The sequence below is a fragment of the Photobacterium phosphoreum genome (assembly GCF_002954725.1).
Taxonomy (GTDB): domain Bacteria; phylum Pseudomonadota; class Gammaproteobacteria; order Enterobacterales; family Vibrionaceae; genus Photobacterium; species Photobacterium phosphoreum.
The window spans coordinates 391,498-410,944 of sequence record NZ_MSCQ01000002.1 but is presented as its reverse complement, the minus strand read 5'-3'; the positions used below and the strand labels follow the sequence as shown (position 1 = coordinate 410,944).

Genomic DNA, 19,447 nt, shown 5'->3' with positions numbered 1-19,447 from the left:
TTGGAACAGATCTCATTTTTATGTCGTTTAATATAATCTGTTTTCTTGTTTAGTGACGATCTTTATTTTTGTAATGCTGTGAGCGTTATAAATCAGTCGTTGGTTGATACCTATGGTTCTGGAGGAACTGAAATTATTATGACTGTTAATCACGCAGCAACAATCACTTTTGCTCATATCAATGATACTCATTCTAACTTTGAGCCTTCCGCGATTTCGTTATCACTGGCGTCTGATATCTTAAATACTGAAACATCGGTTTATGCCAGTTGTGGTGGTTTTTCGCGAATTTATTCTGCTGTGACAGAAGTGAAACGTGATGCCTTTCTCCATCAACGTGAATTTATGTTCTTACATGCGGGTGATTGTTTCCAAGGAACGTTATATTTTTCGCTGTATAAAGGCATGGCAAATGCAGTATTACTCAATGCTATTGGTGTTGAGGCAATGGCACTAGGTAATCATGAGCTTGATATTGGTAATGATGTTGTTGCCGACTTTCTTGACCATACCACTTTTCCATTATTAGCGGGTAATTGGGATTTATCACAAGAAGATCAAACCAAACGAAATCCTTTACGTTATAAGCGTAATGTTTATGCGTACGATAATGCGACTCAATCAGCACAATATTTGATTAAAGATGTTCATGGCGAGCCAGTGGCTATTTTTGGTTTAGCGATTGAAAATATGGCAGGTATATCAAGTCCAGATCCTGATACGTTTTTTCACCATGTTTCAACAGTAGCTCAAAATACGATCACACAGCTTAAAGCTGAAGGGATTAACAAAGTTGTGATCTTAAGTCACTTAGGTTATGACCGCGATTTATTACTGGCGCAAGAAGTCGATGGTATTGGTGCAATCATTGGTGGTCATACACATACAATGCAAGGTGACTTTACCAATGTTGGCTATGGAAAAACAGATACATATGCATTGATGGTTAACAATACCTGTGTCGTACAAGCGGGTTGTAATGCATTGGCACTGGGTCAACTAACATTGGCGTTTAATGCTGACGGTAGTGTTGAAACCGCTTCTGGATGTAATCAACTGTTACTTGGACGTAAATTTACGATCGATGCAGGACGAACCCAGCACCTTGATCATGAAAATCATAATAAAGTACGTGATTATTTACAAAGTCAGTCCAATATTCGCTTTGTAGTTAAAGATCCATGTATAGAAAATATTCTCAATGAACACTATCGACCAGCAGTGCGGGCACTACAAACAGAGAAAATAGCCCGTATCAATGAGCCTTTACGGCATATACGTGTTCCTGATGCCAAAGGACCGAGTGATATTGCGCCATGGGTGGTAAAAAGCTTTGTTTGGCAAGCGAGAGAATTAGGTCACCATATTGATTTTGGAATTCATAATGCTGGTGGCGTAAGGTGTTCGCTTAACCCAGGAGAGATCACGCCAGCAGATATCGCCGGACGTTTATTGCCATTCGCCATTGGTATTATGATGTATAGCGTTAAAGGGCTACGTATTCGTCAAGCGCTGGAAGGTGCGATTGATAATGCGATTAATAATGATATTGAAGGCACTGGTGATGGTAGTTTTCCTTATGTTGCTGATTTGCGCTATGTGTATCGTTGTGGAGCACCAAGTGGTCAACGGATTGAAACCTTAGAGTATTACACTAAAGGGCAGTGGGTAGCTGTTAAAGATGATGATGTCTATACCTCGGTATCATCAGGCTACACCGCGACAGGCAAAGAAGGCTATGCCCCGTTACTTGATTATGTGAAAGAACCTCAGGCACTAAATGTCACCATGGCGGATGCTTTTGAAGCGTTTGCAAAACAACACGGTGAATTTGATAAGCCGAGTGAAAATCTAACGGTATTTATTCCCTGTAATAATTAGAATAACTGACTATTTGTAGCTGTTATTTTATGAGTGAAAAAGTCGTATTAATCGCTGTTAATATGGGTAGTTGTATATTTAGTAGTGAGATATTCTATGCTGGTGGCGACTATTTGAATTTAGCATTTTGGATTAGTTAATCTAATCCTAATTGCTAAATAATGTCATTATTCAAGTACTTTAAGATTACGTTATTATGCAACCAACCCCACTAGTAACGGCTTAATTCGAGAGGCATCATGGCACAGGTATTCGATTTTGATTCTATTCCAGCACCAATAATGAATGATCAAAAAACATATTCATTGACGTTAAAAGATCTGTTTGTTCATGCCCGTGATATTCTTTTTAGCCGTTCAGTGGCGACGCCAAAAACGTGCAATATCTCGGATTTACCGTTACATATTCAAAAAGATATCGGTCTTTATCGGTAATATTATCAACAAAGAAAGAGCATCAATAACGGCACTTTCTTGTTAAAAATATCAATAAACCAGCCTTTGTGCTGGTTTTTTTATGCCTGTAATAACGACGTTAGTACCCATCCAGCAGATGTTATGAACTAATTTATAGATCCTCGTTTGTTATTCCCATGCCCACGAGAGCGATAGTGCGTTTATGTATGAAAATCGTAATCGTCGAATATGACAATCTGAGGCAATGGGTATAACCCGTTATGATGAGATGTCACATTATCTTGTCGGCAAAAAAACAGAGTAAAATATTATAGGGTATTGATTTTCTAGTATAAAAATAGTTTATTGATGTATTGTTATAACTCTAAATAAAAGGCATTGCAGTAGTCGTGCCATTGATAAACAAAAAATGAGGTAGTAATGGGTTTATTTTCTTGGCTTTTTGGCAATAAAACAACAACTGAAACCGTAACAATTGAGCCTATTGAATATAACGGCTATTTGATTTATCCCGAGCCTCAAAAGGAAGGGGGACAATTTCGCATTGCTGGACGTATTTGCAAAGAAATTGACGGCACGATACAGACTCATCATTTTATACGCTCTGATATTTTACCGTCTCAAGCTGACGCAGAAACATTTATGCTCAAAAAATCCCAGATGTTTATTGATCAAACGGGAGAGCGAATGTTTAAATAAATGCTCATATACAACATATTTCATTGCAATCGTGTCGTTTGCTGGGTATCTTGTTTTTAGCAATAAAAACGAACAGTTAAGTGTTATTAAATTGTTAAATTTAGATTGTTTTAAATATGTTTAGATCAATACTAATAGAAATATTAACTGAGTAGGTTTTTGACTTAGCTAATATGGCTAACATTTTGTAATACATGTTTTTTTAACCTCTTTGTCACGGATGAAAAGGTGCTTATATTTCGATGTTAAATGACGTTAATGTTGTTTAATAATGAAATTTGTATGATTTTTTGATTTCAACTGTAAAAAGCTTGCTATTGCTTTTAAGGTTAGATACAAAATATTTATCTATAGCCAATGTTCAGGGAATAATAATGCAGATTGGTGTACCAAAAGAGGTCCTCGCGAATGAAACGCGAGTTGCTGCCACACCTAAAACGGTTGAGCAGTTATTAAAAATGGGGTTCAGCGTTGTTGTTGAACATGGAGCGGGTGCATTAGCAAGTTTTGATGATGCTGCTTTTGAAGCCGCTGGCGCAGAATTAGCCTCTACTGAAGAAGTATGGCAAGCCGATCTTATTTTAAAAGTGAATGCCCCGCAGGTAAATCCAGCAACTGGCATTGATGAATTTGAATTAATAAAAGATGGTGCGAGTTTAGTTAGTTTTATTTGGCCAGCCCAACATCCTGAGCTGCTAGAAAAATTAGCGACTAAAAATATTAACGTGATGGCGATGGATTCAGTACCTCGTATTTCACGTGCACAAGCTTTAGATGCACTAAGCTCAATGGCGAACATTGCCGGTTATCGTGCTGTTGTTGAAGCAGCACACCAATTTGGTCGTTTCTTTACGGGTCAAATTACTGCCGCAGGTAAAGTACCACCCGCTAAAGTGTTAGTTGCAGGCGCGGGTGTAGCAGGTCTTGCTGCCATCGGTGCTGCGGGTAGCTTAGGTGCTATTGTTCGCTCGTTTGATGTTCGCCCTGAGGTGAAAGAACAAGTTGAATCAATGGGTGCTGAATTCCTTGAAGTCGATTTTAAAGAAGATACTTCAACGGGTGATGGCTACGCGAAAGAAATGTCAGATGAGTTCAACAAAGCGGCTGAGCGTTTATATGCTGAGCAAGCAAAAGATGTTGATATCATTATTACTACGGCATTAATTCCTGGTCGTCCTGCGCCTAAATTGATCACCAAAGAAATGGTCGATTCAATGAAGTCGGGCAGTGTGATTGTAGACTTAGCGGCTGCTAACGGTGGTAACTGTGCTTATACAGAAGCGAATAAAGTTATCACAACGGCGAATGGCGTTAAAATTATTGGTTATACCGATATGGTGGGTCGTTTACCGACTCAAGCTTCGCAACTGTACGGCACTAACTTAGTTAATTTATTAAAACTGCTGTGTAAAGAAAAAGACGGCAATATTGATATTAACTTTGATGATGAAGTATTGCGTGGCTTAACGGTGATTAAAGCGGGTGAAGTTACATGGCCTGCACCACCGATTAAAGTATCAGCGGTCCCTCAGCAATCCAAAACAGTAGAAAAAGTTCAGCCTAAAAAAGCTGAGCCAATGTCGCCGGTTAAGAAATACGGCATGATGGCTGCTGGTATTGCATTATTTGCATGGGTTGGTCATTACTCTCCACCTGAATTCCTTGCGCATTTTACTGTATTTGTCTTGGCATGTGTTGTTGGTTACTACGTAGTATGGAATGTTAGTCATTCTTTACATACCCCATTAATGTCAGTAACGAATGCGATTTCAGGCATCATTATTGTGGGTGCATTACTCCAAATAGGACAAGGCTCCGGAATTGTTTCCGCGTTAGCTTTTGTTGCTGTTCTCATTGCTAGTATTAATATTTTTGGTGGCTTTACTGTCACTAAACGGATGCTAGAAATGTTTCGTAAAGATAAATAAGGAGTAATACATGTCTGCAGGAATCGTACAAGCGGCATACATTGTTGCTGCCGTATTGTTTATCATGTCACTTGCTGGATTATCCAAGCAAGAAACCGCACGAAAGGGCAATTATTTCGGTATGGCGGGTATGGCAATCGCACTTATCGCCACTATTTTTGGGCCAGAATCTCAAGCAACCGTTTGGATTATCTTGGCAATGATTATTGGTGGTGCGATTGGTATTTTCTACGCTAAAAAAGTAGAAATGACTGAAATGCCTGAATTAGTTGCAATGCTACACAGTTTTGTGGGTATGGCAGCAGTACTGGTTGGTTTTAATACATTTTTACATCATCAGCCTTTAGAAGGTGCATTGTTAAACATTCATTTAGTGGAAGTTTTTCTTGGTGTGTTCATCGGTGCAGTAACCTTTACTGGTTCGTTGGTGGCTTTTGCTAAACTTCGTGGTTTAGTGTCATCTTCAGCATTAAAGCTTCCACATCGCCATAAACTTAATCTTGTTGCATTGATTGTGTCAGTAGGATTGTTAGTTTGGTTTGTGAAAGCAGAAGGTTCACTGGTTGCATTGATTCTGGTTACTCTGATTGCGTTTGCATTTGGTTACCACTTGGTTGCATCTATTGGTGGTGCAGATATGCCAGTGGTTGTATCAATGCTGAACTCATACTCAGGTTGGGCAGCAGCAGCAGCCGGCTTTATGCTAGCGAATGATCTATTGATTGTTACGGGTGCATTAGTGGGTTCTTCAGGTGCTATTCTGTCTTATATCATGTGTAAAGCGATGAACCGTTCATTCGTAAGTGTTATTGCTGGAGGATTTGGTTCTGATGGTGCTGCGCCTACGTCTGATGAAGAGTATGGCGAATACCGTGAAACAACCGCAGAAGAAGTTGCAGAGCTATTAAAAGAAGCGAGATCAGTGATCATCACTCCAGGATATGGAATGGCAGTGGCACAAGCACAATATCCTGTCCATGAGATCACCGATAAGTTACGTGCGCAAGGTATTGAAGTTCGTTTTGGTATCCACCCTGTAGCGGGACGTTTACCTGGTCACATGAACGTATTACTTGCTGAAGCTAAAGTACCGTATGATATCGTATTAGAAATGGATGAAATCAATGATGATTTCCCTAAAACTGATGTGGTATTAGTTATCGGTGCTAATGACACAGTAAACCCAGCGGCAATGGAAGATCCAAACAGTCCGATTGCGGGTATGCCTGTACTTGAAGTGTGGAACGCAAGTAATGTTATTGTGTTTAAGCGCTCAATGAATACTGGCTATGCTGGAGTACAAAACCCATTGTTCTTTAAAGAGAATAGCCAAATGTTGTTTGGTGACGCGAAAGATAGTTGTACAGAAATTTTAAAACATCTTTAGTGGGTTAAGACAGTTAACAAAAGGGCTACTTCGGTAGCCCTTTTTATTTTATATTGTAAAATACTGAATTTCTAAAGCTTTAAAATCGAACTCGGCCATCGCCTCACTGAGTACTTTCAACTCATTTACCAGTAAGCCTAGTGAAGCCAGTGCTCGATGTAAGTTTAATGCTTCTTCTAGAGAAATATCACCTTCTATCTCAACTTGACGATCAATCAAATGAATTCTGCGGTGAACATCGTTATATACAGAGAGCATTTCTTGTTCTAATACGAGTAAGTTTTGATAACCATCGGTGTGCTCTAAAGCAGTCGCAATGCGTAAGACACTGTCTTTTACCATCGATTGCGCTAAGTCGTCTTTGGTGTTTAAACGCCATTTCGCATAGCCATCTTTGAGTGAGTTAATTCGCAAAACTAACAGATACAAACGGTGAATAATGACTTGTGCTTGTTCTTCACTAACTTCTGGAAATTTTTTCCATGGGATCGCTTTAGCTGCATTATCGGCACCCATAACTAACGTAATAGGGCGAATGTTATACAACAATCCAACAATTGGGACCCACCAACGGCGACGTTCTTGTGTCGTTGCTACTGTATATCGCAACTGCCACGCCAATACATTTTTCAACATTTTCAAACGGCGTAACATAACCCGTTCAGGCTGCGCTGAAAATGGAAACTCATTAAAGAAAATAATCAATAATAAACAAATGGTAAATGCCATCAAAATAGATATCGCTAACGCTGGATCATAAACGGGCGTTAAACACATAACGGACTTCGTACTGATGACTAAAATCATTGTCCCTATAACGCGTGAAACCAAGTCTTTCGCTGCAGAAAAACTAAACCAAATAAAGAAGGTACTAAAAAAATAAAACAATGCAATTTGGTACGGTTGGTTTAAGAGTGGAATAATAAAAATGTATTCAAGAAGAACAAATACACTCCATCCTACAATATAAGACAACATTTTTTTCATATTAGCGAAAGGGAGGCTAATAAACGTTAAACCAAAAATAGCACCCAGCGCGATCATCAATGATCCACCCGGTGGATTATAGTAATACCAAATGAGTACTAAGCAAGCAACGACCAACATGCCTTTGAATGATGCAATTAAACGCTCAGTATCTAATGACCAACGCTTGATAGGTTTTGGTAACGACTGTTCATCACGCGACCAACATTCTCCAGAATAAGCCGAATAAAAGGCTAAGACTAACTCATCACTTAATTTAGCCATGCTGTTTAATTGACGTTCCAATAACAACAATGCCCCTTGTGTATGCATATCTGTTTCAGGATGAAACCCCAACTTCATGTACTGGAAACAGGAAATTTGTCGCTTACTTGGGGATTTACCCGTTTTTACCATCGCTTCACATTGCTGGAAATTGTGCAGTAAATATCTAAAGATCGCATCAATTTGGGGTTTTTCCATATCCAAATTAGCATCTTTCAATAAATCTATTGCTTCAGTTAAATGACCAATAGCAACCGCCCATTGATCCCCCACTTCAATAATGTATTGCCATGATTTTCTTTCACGTAAAATATGATAGCTATCAGCCTCTGCACCATATAGAAGATCTTGTAAACGCATAACCAACTTCAAACCTTCACCTAATACTGTTCGTGTGACGGTATGTTGATCTCTTTTAATCAATTGGTGACGACGGTTTACTAAGTTCGTTTGTTGTTGTTTTAACAAATCGAGTACGGCATTTTCAAATACGGGTCGACTCGACTGTGGCCATAGAATACTAAACACCACAATATGACAAATAAAACCCAGTAGAGTCTCTTCTAAACGTAAGGTGGCGAGATTAAAGTCACTGATCGGGTTCATGTCTCCCATGACGAGAATAAGAGAACAAACCGTTATAGTAATCGACCAGATATAACCATAACGAGGATTAAAAATCATGTAGCCGCAGATACCCACCAATAAGGTGAATAAGACCATCATTATCCCGACATCTTGTGCAAAAAACGCCAACAAGAAGAACGCACTCGCCGTACCATAAAAGGTACCGACTAAACGCCACTTACCTTTGCGTAAAGAATGACCACTGGTTTCTACCATCGACATCACGGTTACAGCCAAACCTGCCCAATAAGGGCGATCCCAACCTAACCAGATAGCCGTAATCATCGAGATGCTTAATGCTAAAGCAACTTTAATCGGCAGCTTAGCGCGTTCATATAAGGCTGATATATTCACTGTTGAGACTCATGCTGCTCAATAATAACAGAGGCAGAAGTGCCTACTCGTAGTACGATATTTTTAGGAAGGGCATCTAAATGGATACGAACAGGAAGGCGTTGTGCCAAACGAATCCATTCAAACGTTGGGTTAACATTTTGTAATAAATTACTATTATTGGTTGGGTTTTCAGGATTAATACCAAAACCAATACTGGTTACGGTGCCAGTGATAGGGCTATTTGGGTAACCCATTAATGTTACTACCGCATGTGATCCAGCATGCATGTGTTGAATGTCAGTTTCTTTAAAGAACGCTTGAATCCAAAATGTTTTTTTATCAATTAAAGCAACAACAGGCTTATTAGCAACGACTTGTGCGCCTAGTTGTGCTTTTAAATTGGTAATGTAGCCGCTAACAGGTGCTTTCACGTGTGTGAAATTTATATTGAGTTGAGCTTGATCAACTTTGGCTTGTGCTTGCTGTTCCGCCGCTTTTGCTGAGCTAAGACTGTTTTGTAAGCTAATAATTCTTAATTTTGATACAGCCCCAGGATCTGCTCGATTCATCGAAAAGGAGCGCTGAAATTGTTCACTGGCTTCAGATACTGCCACTTTAGCTTGTGCTAACGATGCCTGATCTTGTGCGAGGGCGACTTTATAAGTACTTGAATCTATATCAAATAAAGACTGCCCAGCAGCCACTTCTTCATTATCACTGATATTTAAAGCCACAATAGGACCTGTTACTCGCGGTGCTATCGTTATCACTTGTGCCTGAACTTGTGCATCTCGCGTCCAAGGATTCATTAAATACTGTTGATATTTCCAAACAATAGCGGCAATAGCTAACAATACCAATACAGCAGTAAAACTAATTCGTCTAATTAAGTTCATGAGTCAAATAACTTTAATATTAAGAGGGAATAACAAACGTGCCAATCAACACGGTGTAAATAATTGTTAACGACAGCTCGACTAAAGGTGGCGATACAAAAAAGCGGTGCCATCGTATTTTATTCAAAATGCGTACAGTGATGGATGTGCATGCTAATGCTAACAATCCCGACATTAATAATGGCGGAAAGCTGAATCCTCCAAGAACAATTTGATGAGGGGAAAACAAAGTAACCATATCTTTCTCTGTGATTATTATTGTGTATTAAAAAATAGATCGTTTATTCATATGAACAATAATATTCCTTGTGAGGATATTATTTTCTCATTCTATTCGCTACTATAAAGAACATAAACGATCAAATAACACTTAATCTCGAAACTGACAGTTTCTAATTTTTTGAACGACAATCACAAAGTGAATAGTTATGGATAGATTTACCAGCATGTTAGTTTTTGTTCAGGCTGTAGACTTAGGATCATATTCAGCTGTTGCAGAAGAACAACAAATGAGTCCACAAATGGTTGGAAAACACGTTCGCCATTTAGAACAACGGCTAGGAGCAAAATTACTTAATAAATCAACAAGACAACAAAGCCTAACTCAATTAGGCCAACAATATTATCAACGCTGTAAAACGGTATTAGCTGAAGTTAAAGCAGCGGAAGATGAAGCTTCTCGTTATTTAAATGCACCAAGAGGCCTAATTAAGCTTGCCTCGTCAATAACTGTGGGATACATACTTACGCCAGTTATTGCTAAGTTTATGCATGATTATCATGAGATAGATATTGAATTAGTACTGACAAATCGTAGTGTTGATCTGATTAATGAAGGGTTTGATGCGGTTATTCGTCTTGGTGTGATTGAAAACAGTCGATTAATTGCTCGAAAACTGATTAGCTATAAAAATATTCCTTGTGCTTCTCCTCTTTATTTACAGCAACACGGCATTCCTAATCACCCTACAGATCTCAATAATCATCAATGTCTTCATAGTCATCAGTCAGAAAGTAAAAAAATGTGGCGCTTTCATGGTAGTGATGGCGATTTCATGGTGAACCTACACTCACGATTGATCATTGATAATGGCCAGGCACAATTGCTTGCGGCAATTCAAGGACTGGGTATCACATTACAACCTTATCCGATGGTCGCTCATGCATTAGATACAGGAAAACTTATTCGAGTATTGGATCAATACCAAGCTTCGGATATTGATATTCATATCGTCTATCCAGTCAGCCAGCGGTTAACGCCTAAGTTTACCGCCTTTTTAGAGTATTTGTTAACCACATTGCCTTTAACTAAAATGAATCCTGTTGTTTCTCCTCATCCTAATCAGATATTAAATGAATCAAATTGATGCTGATAACGCTGTTATTCTATATTAAGAAAGGGGTATATAGTGTGAGCGGATATCCCTTCGTGATGCTTATCTATTCTTGAATATTTATAAAAACATCCGTAGTATGAACAGTATCAGTCAAGGTTGAGTGGCTTTTTTATCACTGAACAAAGTGATATGTTTTTAAATAAAAGTTGGTCGTTAAATTCTCTATATTCAGACGGTTATTGTCTGACATTTTTATGACAAAACACTGTTCTATAATGTTAAAGTAAAAGCATGAAAACGTATGTATTAGTCTTTTCTTTATTCTTTTCTGCAGTATCATTTGCAGAAACCCTAACATTTCCAGAACGGTTAAATGCGGTTCGTTCTGAGATATTGAAACGTAAGCCTTTAGCAACATACGATTTTCGTAAACTTCAGAGCTTATATCCAGGGCCCTTGTTAGTGCCTGAAACATTGTTACCGCAAACAAATGAGTATCCATTGAATGCATTGCGTCAGTTGTATCGTAATTCATTGACTTGTAAAGGACCATGGCCATTATCACCATTAGTAACTCAACCGGTTGTTTTTACTCGCGCTATTTGTTTTAAAACACAATTACCGTCGAGCTGGTTTGTACGTTCAGGATATATTCATCCCGGCGGTGGTAGTTATGCTTATCGCTATATCCAGAAACATCCTGATATGGCGATAAAGTACAGTAAATATTTGCATATAAAAGAACGTCCAATTGCGGCCGCCACAACGATTTTAGGGCGATTGCAGCGAATGAATAATGATGAAATTCATGCTTTTATTTCTGGCGCGCAATTCTTTATATCAAACGGTGAGCTTTGGGTTCGTAATGACAATGAATACCGTGTTTTTGACCAACTGACATGGTCAAAAATGCTTAATCGTTATCAATTACACTTTAAGCGCCTAGATAAAAATGATTTTTGTCTAGCAAAAAACGGCAATATTTGTTGGCGTGAAGATAATAAGTCACATGTAACCTATTATTTATTGATTGGATTACTTGTGATGAATGCTGGATTATTATTGAGTTGGTGTATTTATCGATTCAGAATCCGTCGTCGTACGATGGAAGAGCGTATGTTAGTATTACAGATATTAACGCATGAATTACGTACTCCCATCGCGAGTCTAGCCATGACCGTTGAAGGTTTTCGACGTCATTTTGATGAGTTGCCAGAAGGCTTGTACGATGAATTCCGCCGTTTGACAGAAGACTCGCGTCGACTACGTCAATTAGCTGAAGCTAGTAAAGATTACCTTCAAGCTAACCAACAACAGTTAAGTGTTCAAAATATTGAATCATTGAACGAATGGTTAGGTTATATTACTGAAAAATATGATGTTACGCTAAATCTAGGAGAAGATAGAAATATTCTTGTTAATATTTATTGGTTAGGGACTTGTCTTGATAACTTACTATCTAATGCTCATAAATATGGTGTAACACCAGTTAGTTTATCGTCATCGTATAAAAATGGGATTTTGAAGCTAGTTGTGCAAGATGATGGACAACTCAGTGCAAAAGATTGGTCTCGTTTAAGAAAACCTTTTGTTAGTTCCCAAGGTCTAGGTCTTGGTTTAACAATTGTTGAATCGATGATTAATAGAATGGGAGGCCGAATGAAACTCATAGGTCCACCGACAACGTTTATTTTGGAGATTCCGTGTGAATCAAACTCTGCTACTGGTTGAAGATGACCGTAACCTTGCTGATGGTTTACTCAATTGCCTAAGGCAAGCTGGATACAATTGCTTATATGCTGATTGTGCCACTAAAGTCGATGCATTATGGAAAGATGCAGATCTTGTTTTACTTGATCGTCAATTACCAGAAGGTGATTCACTTGATTATTTGTCTAGTTGGTTAAAAAAGAAACATGTTCCTGTTATTTTATTAACAGCCATGGTTTCAATTAACGATAAAGTGATTGGGTTAGATTCAGGCGCAAAAGACTACTTAACCAAGCCCTTTGCTGAAGAAGAGCTGTTAGCGCGTGTTCGAGTACACCTACGTGGTGATGATGGTGATATGGCCGCCATTAATATTATATCTGTAGGTAATATCCGTATTAACCAAGAGAGTCGTGAAGTTTTTCATGGTAGTGAAAGTGTCACTTTGACACGTACTGAATTTGAGTTATTAGTATTTTTAGCTAAAAATGCCGGTCGTGTATTTACCCGTGATGAATTATTAGATCAAGTGTGGGGTTATAATCATTACCCAACAACTCGTACTGTTGATACTCATATTTTGCAATTGCGTCAAAAATTGCCAGATATTGAGATTGAAACATTGCGTGGCGTTGGATACCGAATGAAGCCATAAGGTCTAGATGTTGCATTCCATGAGAGTAAAAAAACCAACACGCTGGCTTATGGGATTGTTGCTAATGCACTCGATGTTATTTTCATCGAGCGCGTTTGCATCGTCTGATTGGTTTATCTCAAAAGATCTTTATACGATGGCGCATAAAGAACTACTTGAAGATGATACCGCGGCTGTTTTTCAGACCATCATTCAAGCATGGCAACAATCCCCCGATAGTGTTAAAGCGAATAATCTCGATCAATTACTTAATTTAGCCATCAGTGAAGATTGCGGTCATAGCCTTGAGCGGAAAGTCTTACCTACTTGGTTATCGAAATTATCCATTGAACGTCAAGTTGAGCAGAATCTTAATCAACAGTTATTAAAAATTTCTGTTGTTGGCCTTACACGTAGTGATATTACTAATATTAGCTTGACGAAATGGCCGAATAAACCATTGTTGAACGGCGCACCTTTTATCGATGATGGTGGTTATTTTTCTGTTGAGACACAGCGGTTGAATGAACCTGTATCGGCAGGCTTATACAAGTTATCAATTACGGCTGAGAATAAGCCACCTTGGGTTGGATGGATTGTTTTAACTGCGCCAGAAGATAAACAACAAATTAGTTGGAAAGACAGTAAAACGTGGCGAATAGATAATATTGATAAAAATAGTGGAAGTTGCCCGTCTCCAACATTAAGTATTAAGTTGTACGATCTTAATGATACAACATGGCATCCAATATGGAGCCAAGAATCTGACTCAGATTGGCCCACATCATTACCTAAATTAAGTCTTCCAGAAGGGCGCTATTGGCTTAGTGTTGGTGTAGTAAAAACACGCTGGCAAGGTGAAATTTCGATCTTAGATATTCAACGTATCACTCGTCCTGTTGACTATGTCAACGATGATGATGATGACAACAACAACAATAGTAAATAGTAAATGGCTATTACAGTTTCAATTAAAAAGAAATTACTGTAGTAGCCATTTTTTTGCCTAAAATTTAGATACATAAAGAGTAAATAGGAAAAGGATAGAAATAGCACCGTAAACATGTATAATTAATGCATGTTTATAAGGGGCTGTATGATGCAAATTATTGATCGAAAACAAGAAGAAAAAATCCCACCGTTATTTAGGCTTGCATTTCGTCCATTTTTTATTGGGGCGGCAATGTATGCGGTTGTTTCAATCGCTTTATGGGGTTTGTTTTGGGCCGGTAACAGCAACATTAGTCAATTTATGTACGGTAATCCGCTGTGGTGGCATAGCCATGAAATGTTATTTGGTTTTGCTGGCGCGGTTATTGTTGGATTTTCATTAACGGCAGTACAGACATGGACAGGTCAAACGGGTGTAAAAGGGACAAAGCTAGCTTTTTTATTTGGTCTGTGGTTACTTGCGCGGTTAGGGTTAATATTTGCGACCCCCAGTTATTTATGGATGGTAGTTGATTGTGCTTGGATTGTCGGTGCAATGATTTTTTTAGCTATACCTATTATTCAAGTTAAGCAATGGCGTAATATTTTTTTCATTCCCGTTCTCTTTGTTTTTACTGTACTAAACGTAAAATATCATTTGATGGTATTGAAGGTGATCCCTTTTGATTTACAAACAATAGCCTTAGCAACGTTAACCATTATTGCCGCAGTGGTATTAGTTGTCGGTGGGCGAGTGATCCCATTTTTTACCTCTCGAGGAACAAAGACGGCACCGATTACACGTATTTCAATCATTGATTATGCAGCATTAATCCCTATCTGGATCTTGTTGATACTGACTGTTTCTCCCGTTGCTGTTTCATCAAATATATTAGCCAGTACCTATATTATTGCAGCTGTGACTAATTTGGTGCGTTTTTGTCGTTGGTATAATCATAAAATAATGGAAATACCTTTATTATGGTCACTACACGGGGCTTATTTATCAATGATTATCGGCTTAGCATGGATTGGTGGTAGTTATCTTACTAATACGATCAGTCAAACTATTGGTATTCATTTCATTGCTATCGGCGGTATTGGTGCAATGATACTTGCGATGATGGCTCGGGTTTCATTAGGACATACAGGCCGAAAATTACAGGTAAGGCGCTGGATGATGATTGCGTTTATCAGCTTATTTTGTTCACTGTTAGCACGAACATTATTAGTCGTATTAATGCCCGTTGAGGTGTACGACGCCTATATTATTTCAGCGATCCTATGGGTGATGGCATTTACTATATTTAGCGTGGTTTATTTTCCTGTACTCACTCAAGCCCGCGTTGATGGCCATCCAGGTTAATCTGTGTTCAGCGTGGATAAACAGTGACATTGTTTCACTTTGCTCCTAGAATACACACCCGTTTACGAAGTTAAGAAGATTGATATGTATAATCACACGCCGACATTAACGCACTCAGAGCAACAAGAAGCTGCAGAGCGTATTCATGATCTTATGGCTAACGGTATCAGTAGCGGTGAAGCTATCATGATTGTTGCTCATGAAATTCGTGAAGCGGATATGAAGCGTCGTCAAGCAGCGGGTGAATTTCCAGAAAATGAAGAAGAAGACGATGAATAACCTTGAGTTATCATTCGTAACTATCTAATAAATAAAAAGAGTCGAGTGGCTCTTTTTATTTTTGAATTATTTCATTCCAAATAAACGACTAGCAACAAGGCGTGTTTTACTCCTACAATAAAGCAATATTATAAGTGATTCTATAAAGAAGTATTGGGGAAGCATTGATGGATAGTCGTTATTTAGCCGCACAAGCATTTGCAAAAGATCGCCATGGTGATCAGAAATATGGTGAACTTCCATATGCAGTTCATCTTAATACGGTTGCAAAACTCGCTCAACCTTTTGGTGTTGATGCAATGATCGTTGCACAATTGCACGATGTTATTGAAGATACAGATACTAGCTTTAATGAGTTAGCTGATTGTTTTGGTTTTACTATTGCCGATGCTGTTAACTATGTGACAGATGTTAAGTTAGAAGATCGTGCCAAGCGTAAATTAGAAATTAATCAACGATTAGCTGCATTAAATGTTGAAGAAGATGCTGCACGTTTAGCATTGATCGTAAAGGTTTGTGATCGTTTATCTAATGTACGTTCAAGTAGCACAAGCTCACCGCGACATTATAAAATGTATCAACACGAGCATTCTGCATTTAAAGAAGCAGTATACCGTCCTGGTCTTTGTGATGATTTATGGATTGAACTCAATGCACTTATTATTGGTCAACCTGAAGCTATGTTATGTAAGTAATATATTGTCTTGTAATAATAATAGAGGCCTAACGTTATGTTAGGCCTTTTGTTTTTGTGTCAACGAGAAACCGCATCAATGCTCGAAGTTAGTCGATGTCGTAAATTGTTGGTATTGGCTTACGCTTGTGTTGAGTCGCGCGGTAGATACTAATGAGACGATCACGAACAAAGTCATCAACAGGCTTACCTTCAAGGAAGTCATCAATTTGGTCATAAGTGACTAATAATGCCTCTTCATCTGCTTTCTGTGGTGCTAACTCTTCTAAATCGGCAGTAGGGACTTTAGCAACAAGGTGTTCTGGTGCGTCTAATTTTGCCGCAATACTACGAATCTGACGTTTGTTTAAACCAAAAAGAGGGGCTAAGTCACAAGCACCATCACCAAATTTGGTGTAAAAGCCAGTAATGTTCTCTGCTGAGTGATCTGTACCAATAACAAGCCCACCGACTAAGCCCGCAATTTCATATTGTGCAATCATACGAGCGCGAGCTTTAACATTGCCTTTTACAAAATCTACTTTAGCCGCATCCGCCGGAATTAACGACGTACCTTCTAATCCTAATAACGTACTTGCATGCAGTCCATCAACGCCAGATTTGATATTAACGCTGACAGATTGGCTAGGTTGAATAAACTGTAAAGCATGTTGTGCTTCATCTTCATCTTGCTGCTCACCATACGGTAGACGAACGGCAATAAACTGATAATCGTTACTAGTCGTTGTAGTATTTAAGTCATTGACAGCAAGTTGTGCTAAACGGCCACAAGTTGTTGAATCAACACCTCCGCTAATACCGAGTACTAGGGATTTACAACCAGATTGCTTGAGTTTTTTCTGGATGAAAGCAATACGACGCTGAATTTCATACTCAACATCGATAGCTGGCAGTACGCGCATTTCTTCACGGATAAGTTGTTCCATGGGTCATGAATCCTTAAGGCTTTTGCCCAAATATTAATCACTTAAAACGATATAATGGAAAAATGAGAACTCACCCATTACACCTTTATCAAAATCATGCGATAACTCTAACTAAGTAAGGATTAATGCTCAAGCGTAAATTATTTTAAATAATATTGTATTAGTGTTAGAACAATATGATAGGCAGTTTTTTTTGCTTTCGATTGTATTTAGCAGGTTTTGCAATAAGAGGTTAGCTGATTGAAATATGAAACACACACTGGCAGTTTTTGGTAGCGCATTTAATCCCCCTAGTTTAGGTCACCGTTCAGTATTAGAACGATTAGGTCAGTTTGATAAGGTGTTATTACTCCCGAGCTATCAGCATGCGTGGGGCAAAGTCATGCTTGATTATAGTGCTCGATGCGATCTTGTACGTGCATTTATCAGTGATATTGGACAATCTAATCTAGAATTATCAACACTAGAGCAACAAATAGTCATTGGTGATAATGCTGTTACAACGTTTGCTGTACTTAACGCCTTACAATTAGAGCACCCTGATAGTGATATTACCTTTGTGATAGGGCCTGATAATTTTTTGAGCTTTGATCGTTTTTACAAAGCTGGTGAGATTCTTAAACAATGGCAGGTAATGGCATGCCCTGAAACCGTACCAGTACGAAGCACGTTGATACGAGAGGCGTTGCTAAACAATAAGGATATCAGTCACTATACAACGCCAACAGTGAATGCCATGCTGCTTAATGACACCAGATTTCAATTTAGCCATTAACGAAGAGGGCAGTATATTTGCGTGTAAATAAAGTTAAAGTATGTCTGCTTGTCTTACTTGGTAGCTTTTTCTATTCGTCATCGGCGTCTGCTTTTTCTTGTGCGTTTATTCCCGCTAAAATATCGCCGACAGAGAATAATTTTTTTCACTATGATCGGTCGCTATGTGATCCTGTTGGTGAATACATTCATGTTCCCCTGTTGTATCAAAAAAATATGTCGAGTGAGCAAGTGCAACGATTTCGTGATTGGAAACAGGATCATGGGTATAACACCAATGAGTTTTGGAATAAATGGAGTGATGATTTTGCTGATCATCCTATTTTCACTGAATATAATGATTCAATGTATTATGGATTAGGGTTTTGGTTACCTAGAAAATATGATCATGAAGAAATTGAAGATATGGTTGATGCCGAGCAATGGGTATTAAATCATGGTATTCAAATGAGTGTAGGCTTTGGTGATCCAAATAGTAATAGTACTCATATTCGATTAGATTATCGCTGGCATACTAAGAGTAGTATTGATGACGGTATATCATTACAGGTGCATGTACCGTTTAATTAATCTCGATGAGAGCAATGCTCTGTATATTGATGAGCATTGCTTTAATCGATGAATTTATCTGCTTAAAAGGGTTTACCTAAAATAGGTATTGCCAGCGCTTCAAGTAACACTTCAGACGTATTTAGCTGCGTTGCAATCTGCGCTAACTTTCTGCCTGAGCGGATCAATTTAACGGCTTCACGAATGGTGATACAAGACTCGAATTCTTTTAATGTCATACCTAAGATAGGTTCAATATGTTGAATCGCCGATTGTTCAGTGATCTTATTACCGTTAAGTAACAGCGCTAATGCACTATGATATTGTTTATTAATCGCAGGTGACAACGATTGTGTTGACGCTGATAGGTTTGATACTTGATCTGCGATAACTTTGAGCAAGCGTCCTTCGACACCCTCCCAGTCATGGTTTTCTGTTGGTTGTTTTGCAAGTTCAACTAATAACGCATCAAGGAGTGGGTTAACGACAAAGAACCCAGCATCACGACACAGCGGTTGTCGTAGGCGAATTGAAAAATCGACTTTTAAAAAATGACTACCCGGTAAAACCGTTAACGCATGTAAACAATCAAAAGGTACCCAAAAACCATGTCCTTTGGATACGAGATGCTCATGTTTACCTAGGCGTATTAATAGACAGCCGTTAGTAACAACAATGAAGTAGGCGTTGTTACTTTTACGACGAGAACCAACGGAAAGAAAAGGATGCTCGTTTTTGGAAAACTCAATAGCTTGTTTCATAATGTCTCTCTAACTCGATATCTCGCACATATTCGACTGTTTTTGTTACATCGTCAACATTGCATA

19 protein-coding genes are annotated in these 19,447 nt (G+C 38.6%); 14 read left to right on the top strand and 5 right to left on the bottom strand.

The annotated features are described in order from the left end of the window. Nucleotides 1-138 precede the first annotated feature (138 nt). The 5 genes from BTO21_RS13970 to pntB all read left to right on the top strand — a co-directional run bounded on the left by BTO21_RS13970 (nt 139) and on the right by pntB (nt 6,311). The gene (locus tag BTO21_RS13970) at nt 139-1,881 is read left to right on the top strand and encodes a bifunctional metallophosphatase/5'-nucleotidase (RefSeq protein ID WP_045027231.1); all 1,743 of its coding nucleotides are present in this window, start codon (nt 139-141) and stop codon (nt 1,879-1,881) included. A gap of 239 nt (nt 1,882-2,120) precedes the next feature. Continuing rightward, complete coding sequence (locus BTO21_RS13965) at nt 2,121-2,315, top strand: hypothetical protein (RefSeq protein WP_045027229.1); 195 nt, start codon at nt 2,121-2,123, stop codon at nt 2,313-2,315. Between the two features lie 402 nt (nt 2,316-2,717). Further along, complete coding sequence (locus BTO21_RS13960) at nt 2,718-2,996, top strand: HlyU family transcriptional regulator (RefSeq protein ID WP_045027228.1); 279 nt, start codon at nt 2,718-2,720, stop codon at nt 2,994-2,996. A gap of 374 nt (nt 2,997-3,370) precedes the next feature. Next, nucleotides 3,371-4,924, top strand: coding sequence for a Re/Si-specific NAD(P)(+) transhydrogenase subunit alpha (locus tag BTO21_RS13955; protein WP_045027226.1), 1,554 nt, complete (start codon nt 3,371-3,373; stop codon nt 4,922-4,924). 10 nt (nt 4,925-4,934) lie between these two features. Continuing rightward, nucleotides 4,935-6,311: a Re/Si-specific NAD(P)(+) transhydrogenase subunit beta gene (pntB, locus tag BTO21_RS13950; RefSeq protein WP_045027224.1), complete on the top strand. Its 1,377-nt coding sequence runs from the start codon at nt 4,935-4,937 to the stop codon at nt 6,309-6,311. A gap of 48 nt (nt 6,312-6,359) precedes the next feature. Here the strand turns inward: pntB and BTO21_RS13945 are convergent, their stop codons facing one another. Genes BTO21_RS13945 through BTO21_RS20425 form a run of 3 tightly spaced genes read right to left on the bottom strand, consistent with a single transcriptional unit; the run spans nt 6,360 to nt 9,659 of the window. Beyond that, nucleotides 6,360-8,543 (bottom strand): FUSC family protein, encoded by a 2,184-nt coding sequence (locus BTO21_RS13945; RefSeq protein WP_052672601.1) that lies wholly within the window; start codon nt 8,541-8,543, stop codon nt 6,360-6,362. Then, on the bottom strand, nt 8,540-9,421 hold the full coding sequence (locus BTO21_RS13940; protein ID WP_045027223.1) for an efflux RND transporter periplasmic adaptor subunit: 882 nt from the start codon (nt 9,419-9,421) through the stop codon (nt 8,540-8,542). The genes BTO21_RS13945 and BTO21_RS13940 overlap by 4 nt, the downstream gene beginning before the upstream one ends. Nucleotides 9,422-9,440: 19 nt before the next feature. Continuing rightward, complete coding sequence (locus tag BTO21_RS20425) at nt 9,441-9,659, bottom strand: DUF1656 domain-containing protein (RefSeq protein ID WP_082056779.1); 219 nt, start codon at nt 9,657-9,659, stop codon at nt 9,441-9,443. A gap of 190 nt (nt 9,660-9,849) precedes the next feature. Here BTO21_RS20425 and BTO21_RS13930 point away from each other — a divergent pair, with 190 nt between their 5' ends. The 7 genes from BTO21_RS13930 to BTO21_RS13900 all read left to right on the top strand — a co-directional run bounded on the left by BTO21_RS13930 (nt 9,850) and on the right by BTO21_RS13900 (nt 16,372). Further along, a complete protein-coding gene (locus tag BTO21_RS13930) occupies nt 9,850-10,788 on the top strand; it encodes a LysR family transcriptional regulator (RefSeq protein WP_045027221.1) in 939 nt (312 codons plus the stop codon). Nucleotides 10,789-11,049: 261 nt separating this feature from the next. Continuing rightward, nucleotides 11,050-12,489 carry a sensor histidine kinase VxrA gene (gene vxrA, locus BTO21_RS13925; RefSeq protein ID WP_105026871.1) on the top strand — a complete coding sequence of 480 codons (1,440 nt, stop codon included), beginning with the start codon at nt 11,050-11,052 and terminating at the stop codon, nt 12,487-12,489. Beyond that, nucleotides 12,464-13,123, top strand: a complete 660-nt coding sequence (locus BTO21_RS13920) for a response regulator transcription factor (RefSeq protein WP_045027220.1) — start codon at nt 12,464-12,466, stop codon at nt 13,121-13,123. Before vxrA ends, BTO21_RS13920 begins: the two co-directional genes overlap by 26 nt. A gap of 19 nt (nt 13,124-13,142) precedes the next feature. After that, on the top strand, nt 13,143-14,051 hold the full coding sequence (locus BTO21_RS13915) for a DUF2861 family protein (protein WP_082056778.1): 909 nt from the start codon (nt 13,143-13,145) through the stop codon (nt 14,049-14,051). A 147-nt stretch (nt 14,052-14,198) separates the two neighbouring features. Then, on the top strand, nt 14,199-15,398 hold the full coding sequence (locus tag BTO21_RS13910) for an NnrS family protein (RefSeq protein ID WP_338091009.1): 1,200 nt from the start codon (nt 14,199-14,201) through the stop codon (nt 15,396-15,398). A gap of 84 nt (nt 15,399-15,482) precedes the next feature. Next, nucleotides 15,483-15,677 (top strand): YoaH family protein, encoded by a 195-nt coding sequence (locus BTO21_RS13905; RefSeq protein WP_045027216.1) that lies wholly within the window; start codon nt 15,483-15,485, stop codon nt 15,675-15,677. Between the two features lie 167 nt (nt 15,678-15,844). Further along, nucleotides 15,845-16,372 (top strand): HD domain-containing protein, encoded by a 528-nt coding sequence (locus BTO21_RS13900; RefSeq protein WP_045027215.1) that lies wholly within the window; start codon nt 15,845-15,847, stop codon nt 16,370-16,372. An 88-nt stretch (nt 16,373-16,460) separates the two neighbouring features. On the opposite strand, the gene nadE is transcribed toward BTO21_RS13900, so the two are convergent. Then, on the bottom strand, nt 16,461-17,297 hold the full coding sequence (gene nadE, locus BTO21_RS13895) for an ammonia-dependent NAD(+) synthetase (RefSeq protein ID WP_045027213.1): 837 nt from the start codon (nt 17,295-17,297) through the stop codon (nt 16,461-16,463). Nucleotides 17,298-17,544: 247 nt separating this feature from the next. Here nadE and BTO21_RS13890 point away from each other — a divergent pair, with 247 nt between their 5' ends. Beyond that, complete coding sequence (locus tag BTO21_RS13890) at nt 17,545-18,072, top strand: nicotinate-nicotinamide nucleotide adenylyltransferase (RefSeq protein ID WP_045027212.1); 528 nt, start codon at nt 17,545-17,547, stop codon at nt 18,070-18,072. A gap of 17 nt (nt 18,073-18,089) precedes the next feature. Further along, nucleotides 18,090-18,641, top strand: coding sequence for a hypothetical protein (locus BTO21_RS13885; RefSeq protein WP_065192071.1), 552 nt, complete (start codon nt 18,090-18,092; stop codon nt 18,639-18,641). Between the two features lie 62 nt (nt 18,642-18,703). Here BTO21_RS13885 and BTO21_RS13880 read toward each other — a convergent pair whose 3' ends face one another. Beyond that, nucleotides 18,704-19,381 (bottom strand): hypothetical protein, encoded by a 678-nt coding sequence (locus tag BTO21_RS13880; protein WP_045027210.1) that lies wholly within the window; start codon nt 19,379-19,381, stop codon nt 18,704-18,706. Nucleotides 19,382-19,447: the final 66 nt, after the last annotated feature.

Coding starts and splice junctions, on each gene's coding strand:
- pntB (WP_045027224.1), top strand. CDS start 4,935: ATGTCTGCAGGAATCGTACAAGCGGCATACATTGTTGCTGCCGTATTG.
- BTO21_RS13940 (WP_045027223.1), bottom strand. CDS start 9,421: ATGAACTTAATTAGACGAATTAGTTTTACTGCTGTATTGGTATTGTTA.
- nadE (WP_045027213.1), bottom strand. CDS start 17,297: ATGGAACAACTTATCCGTGAAGAAATGCGCGTACTGCCAGCTATCGAT.
- BTO21_RS13905 (WP_045027216.1), top strand. CDS start 15,483: ATGTATAATCACACGCCGACATTAACGCACTCAGAGCAACAAGAAGCT.
- BTO21_RS13880 (WP_045027210.1), bottom strand. CDS start 19,381: ATGAAACAAGCTATTGAGTTTTCCAAAAACGAGCATCCTTTTCTTTCC.
- BTO21_RS13910 (WP_338091009.1), top strand. CDS start 14,199: ATGATGCAAATTATTGATCGAAAACAAGAAGAAAAAATCCCACCGTTA.
- vxrA (WP_105026871.1), top strand. CDS start 11,050: ATGAAAACGTATGTATTAGTCTTTTCTTTATTCTTTTCTGCAGTATCA.
- BTO21_RS13965 (WP_045027229.1), top strand. CDS start 2,121: ATGGCACAGGTATTCGATTTTGATTCTATTCCAGCACCAATAATGAAT.
- BTO21_RS13890 (WP_045027212.1), top strand. CDS start 17,545: ATGAAACACACACTGGCAGTTTTTGGTAGCGCATTTAATCCCCCTAGT.
- BTO21_RS13915 (WP_082056778.1), top strand. CDS start 13,143: ATGAGAGTAAAAAAACCAACACGCTGGCTTATGGGATTGTTGCTAATG.
- BTO21_RS13960 (WP_045027228.1), top strand. CDS start 2,718: ATGGGTTTATTTTCTTGGCTTTTTGGCAATAAAACAACAACTGAAACC.
- BTO21_RS13970 (WP_045027231.1), top strand. CDS start 139: ATGACTGTTAATCACGCAGCAACAATCACTTTTGCTCATATCAATGAT.
- BTO21_RS13955 (WP_045027226.1), top strand. CDS start 3,371: ATGCAGATTGGTGTACCAAAAGAGGTCCTCGCGAATGAAACGCGAGTT.
- BTO21_RS20425 (WP_082056779.1), bottom strand. CDS start 9,659: ATGGTTACTTTGTTTTCCCCTCATCAAATTGTTCTTGGAGGATTCAGC.
- BTO21_RS13900 (WP_045027215.1), top strand. CDS start 15,845: ATGGATAGTCGTTATTTAGCCGCACAAGCATTTGCAAAAGATCGCCAT.
- BTO21_RS13930 (WP_045027221.1), top strand. CDS start 9,850: ATGGATAGATTTACCAGCATGTTAGTTTTTGTTCAGGCTGTAGACTTA.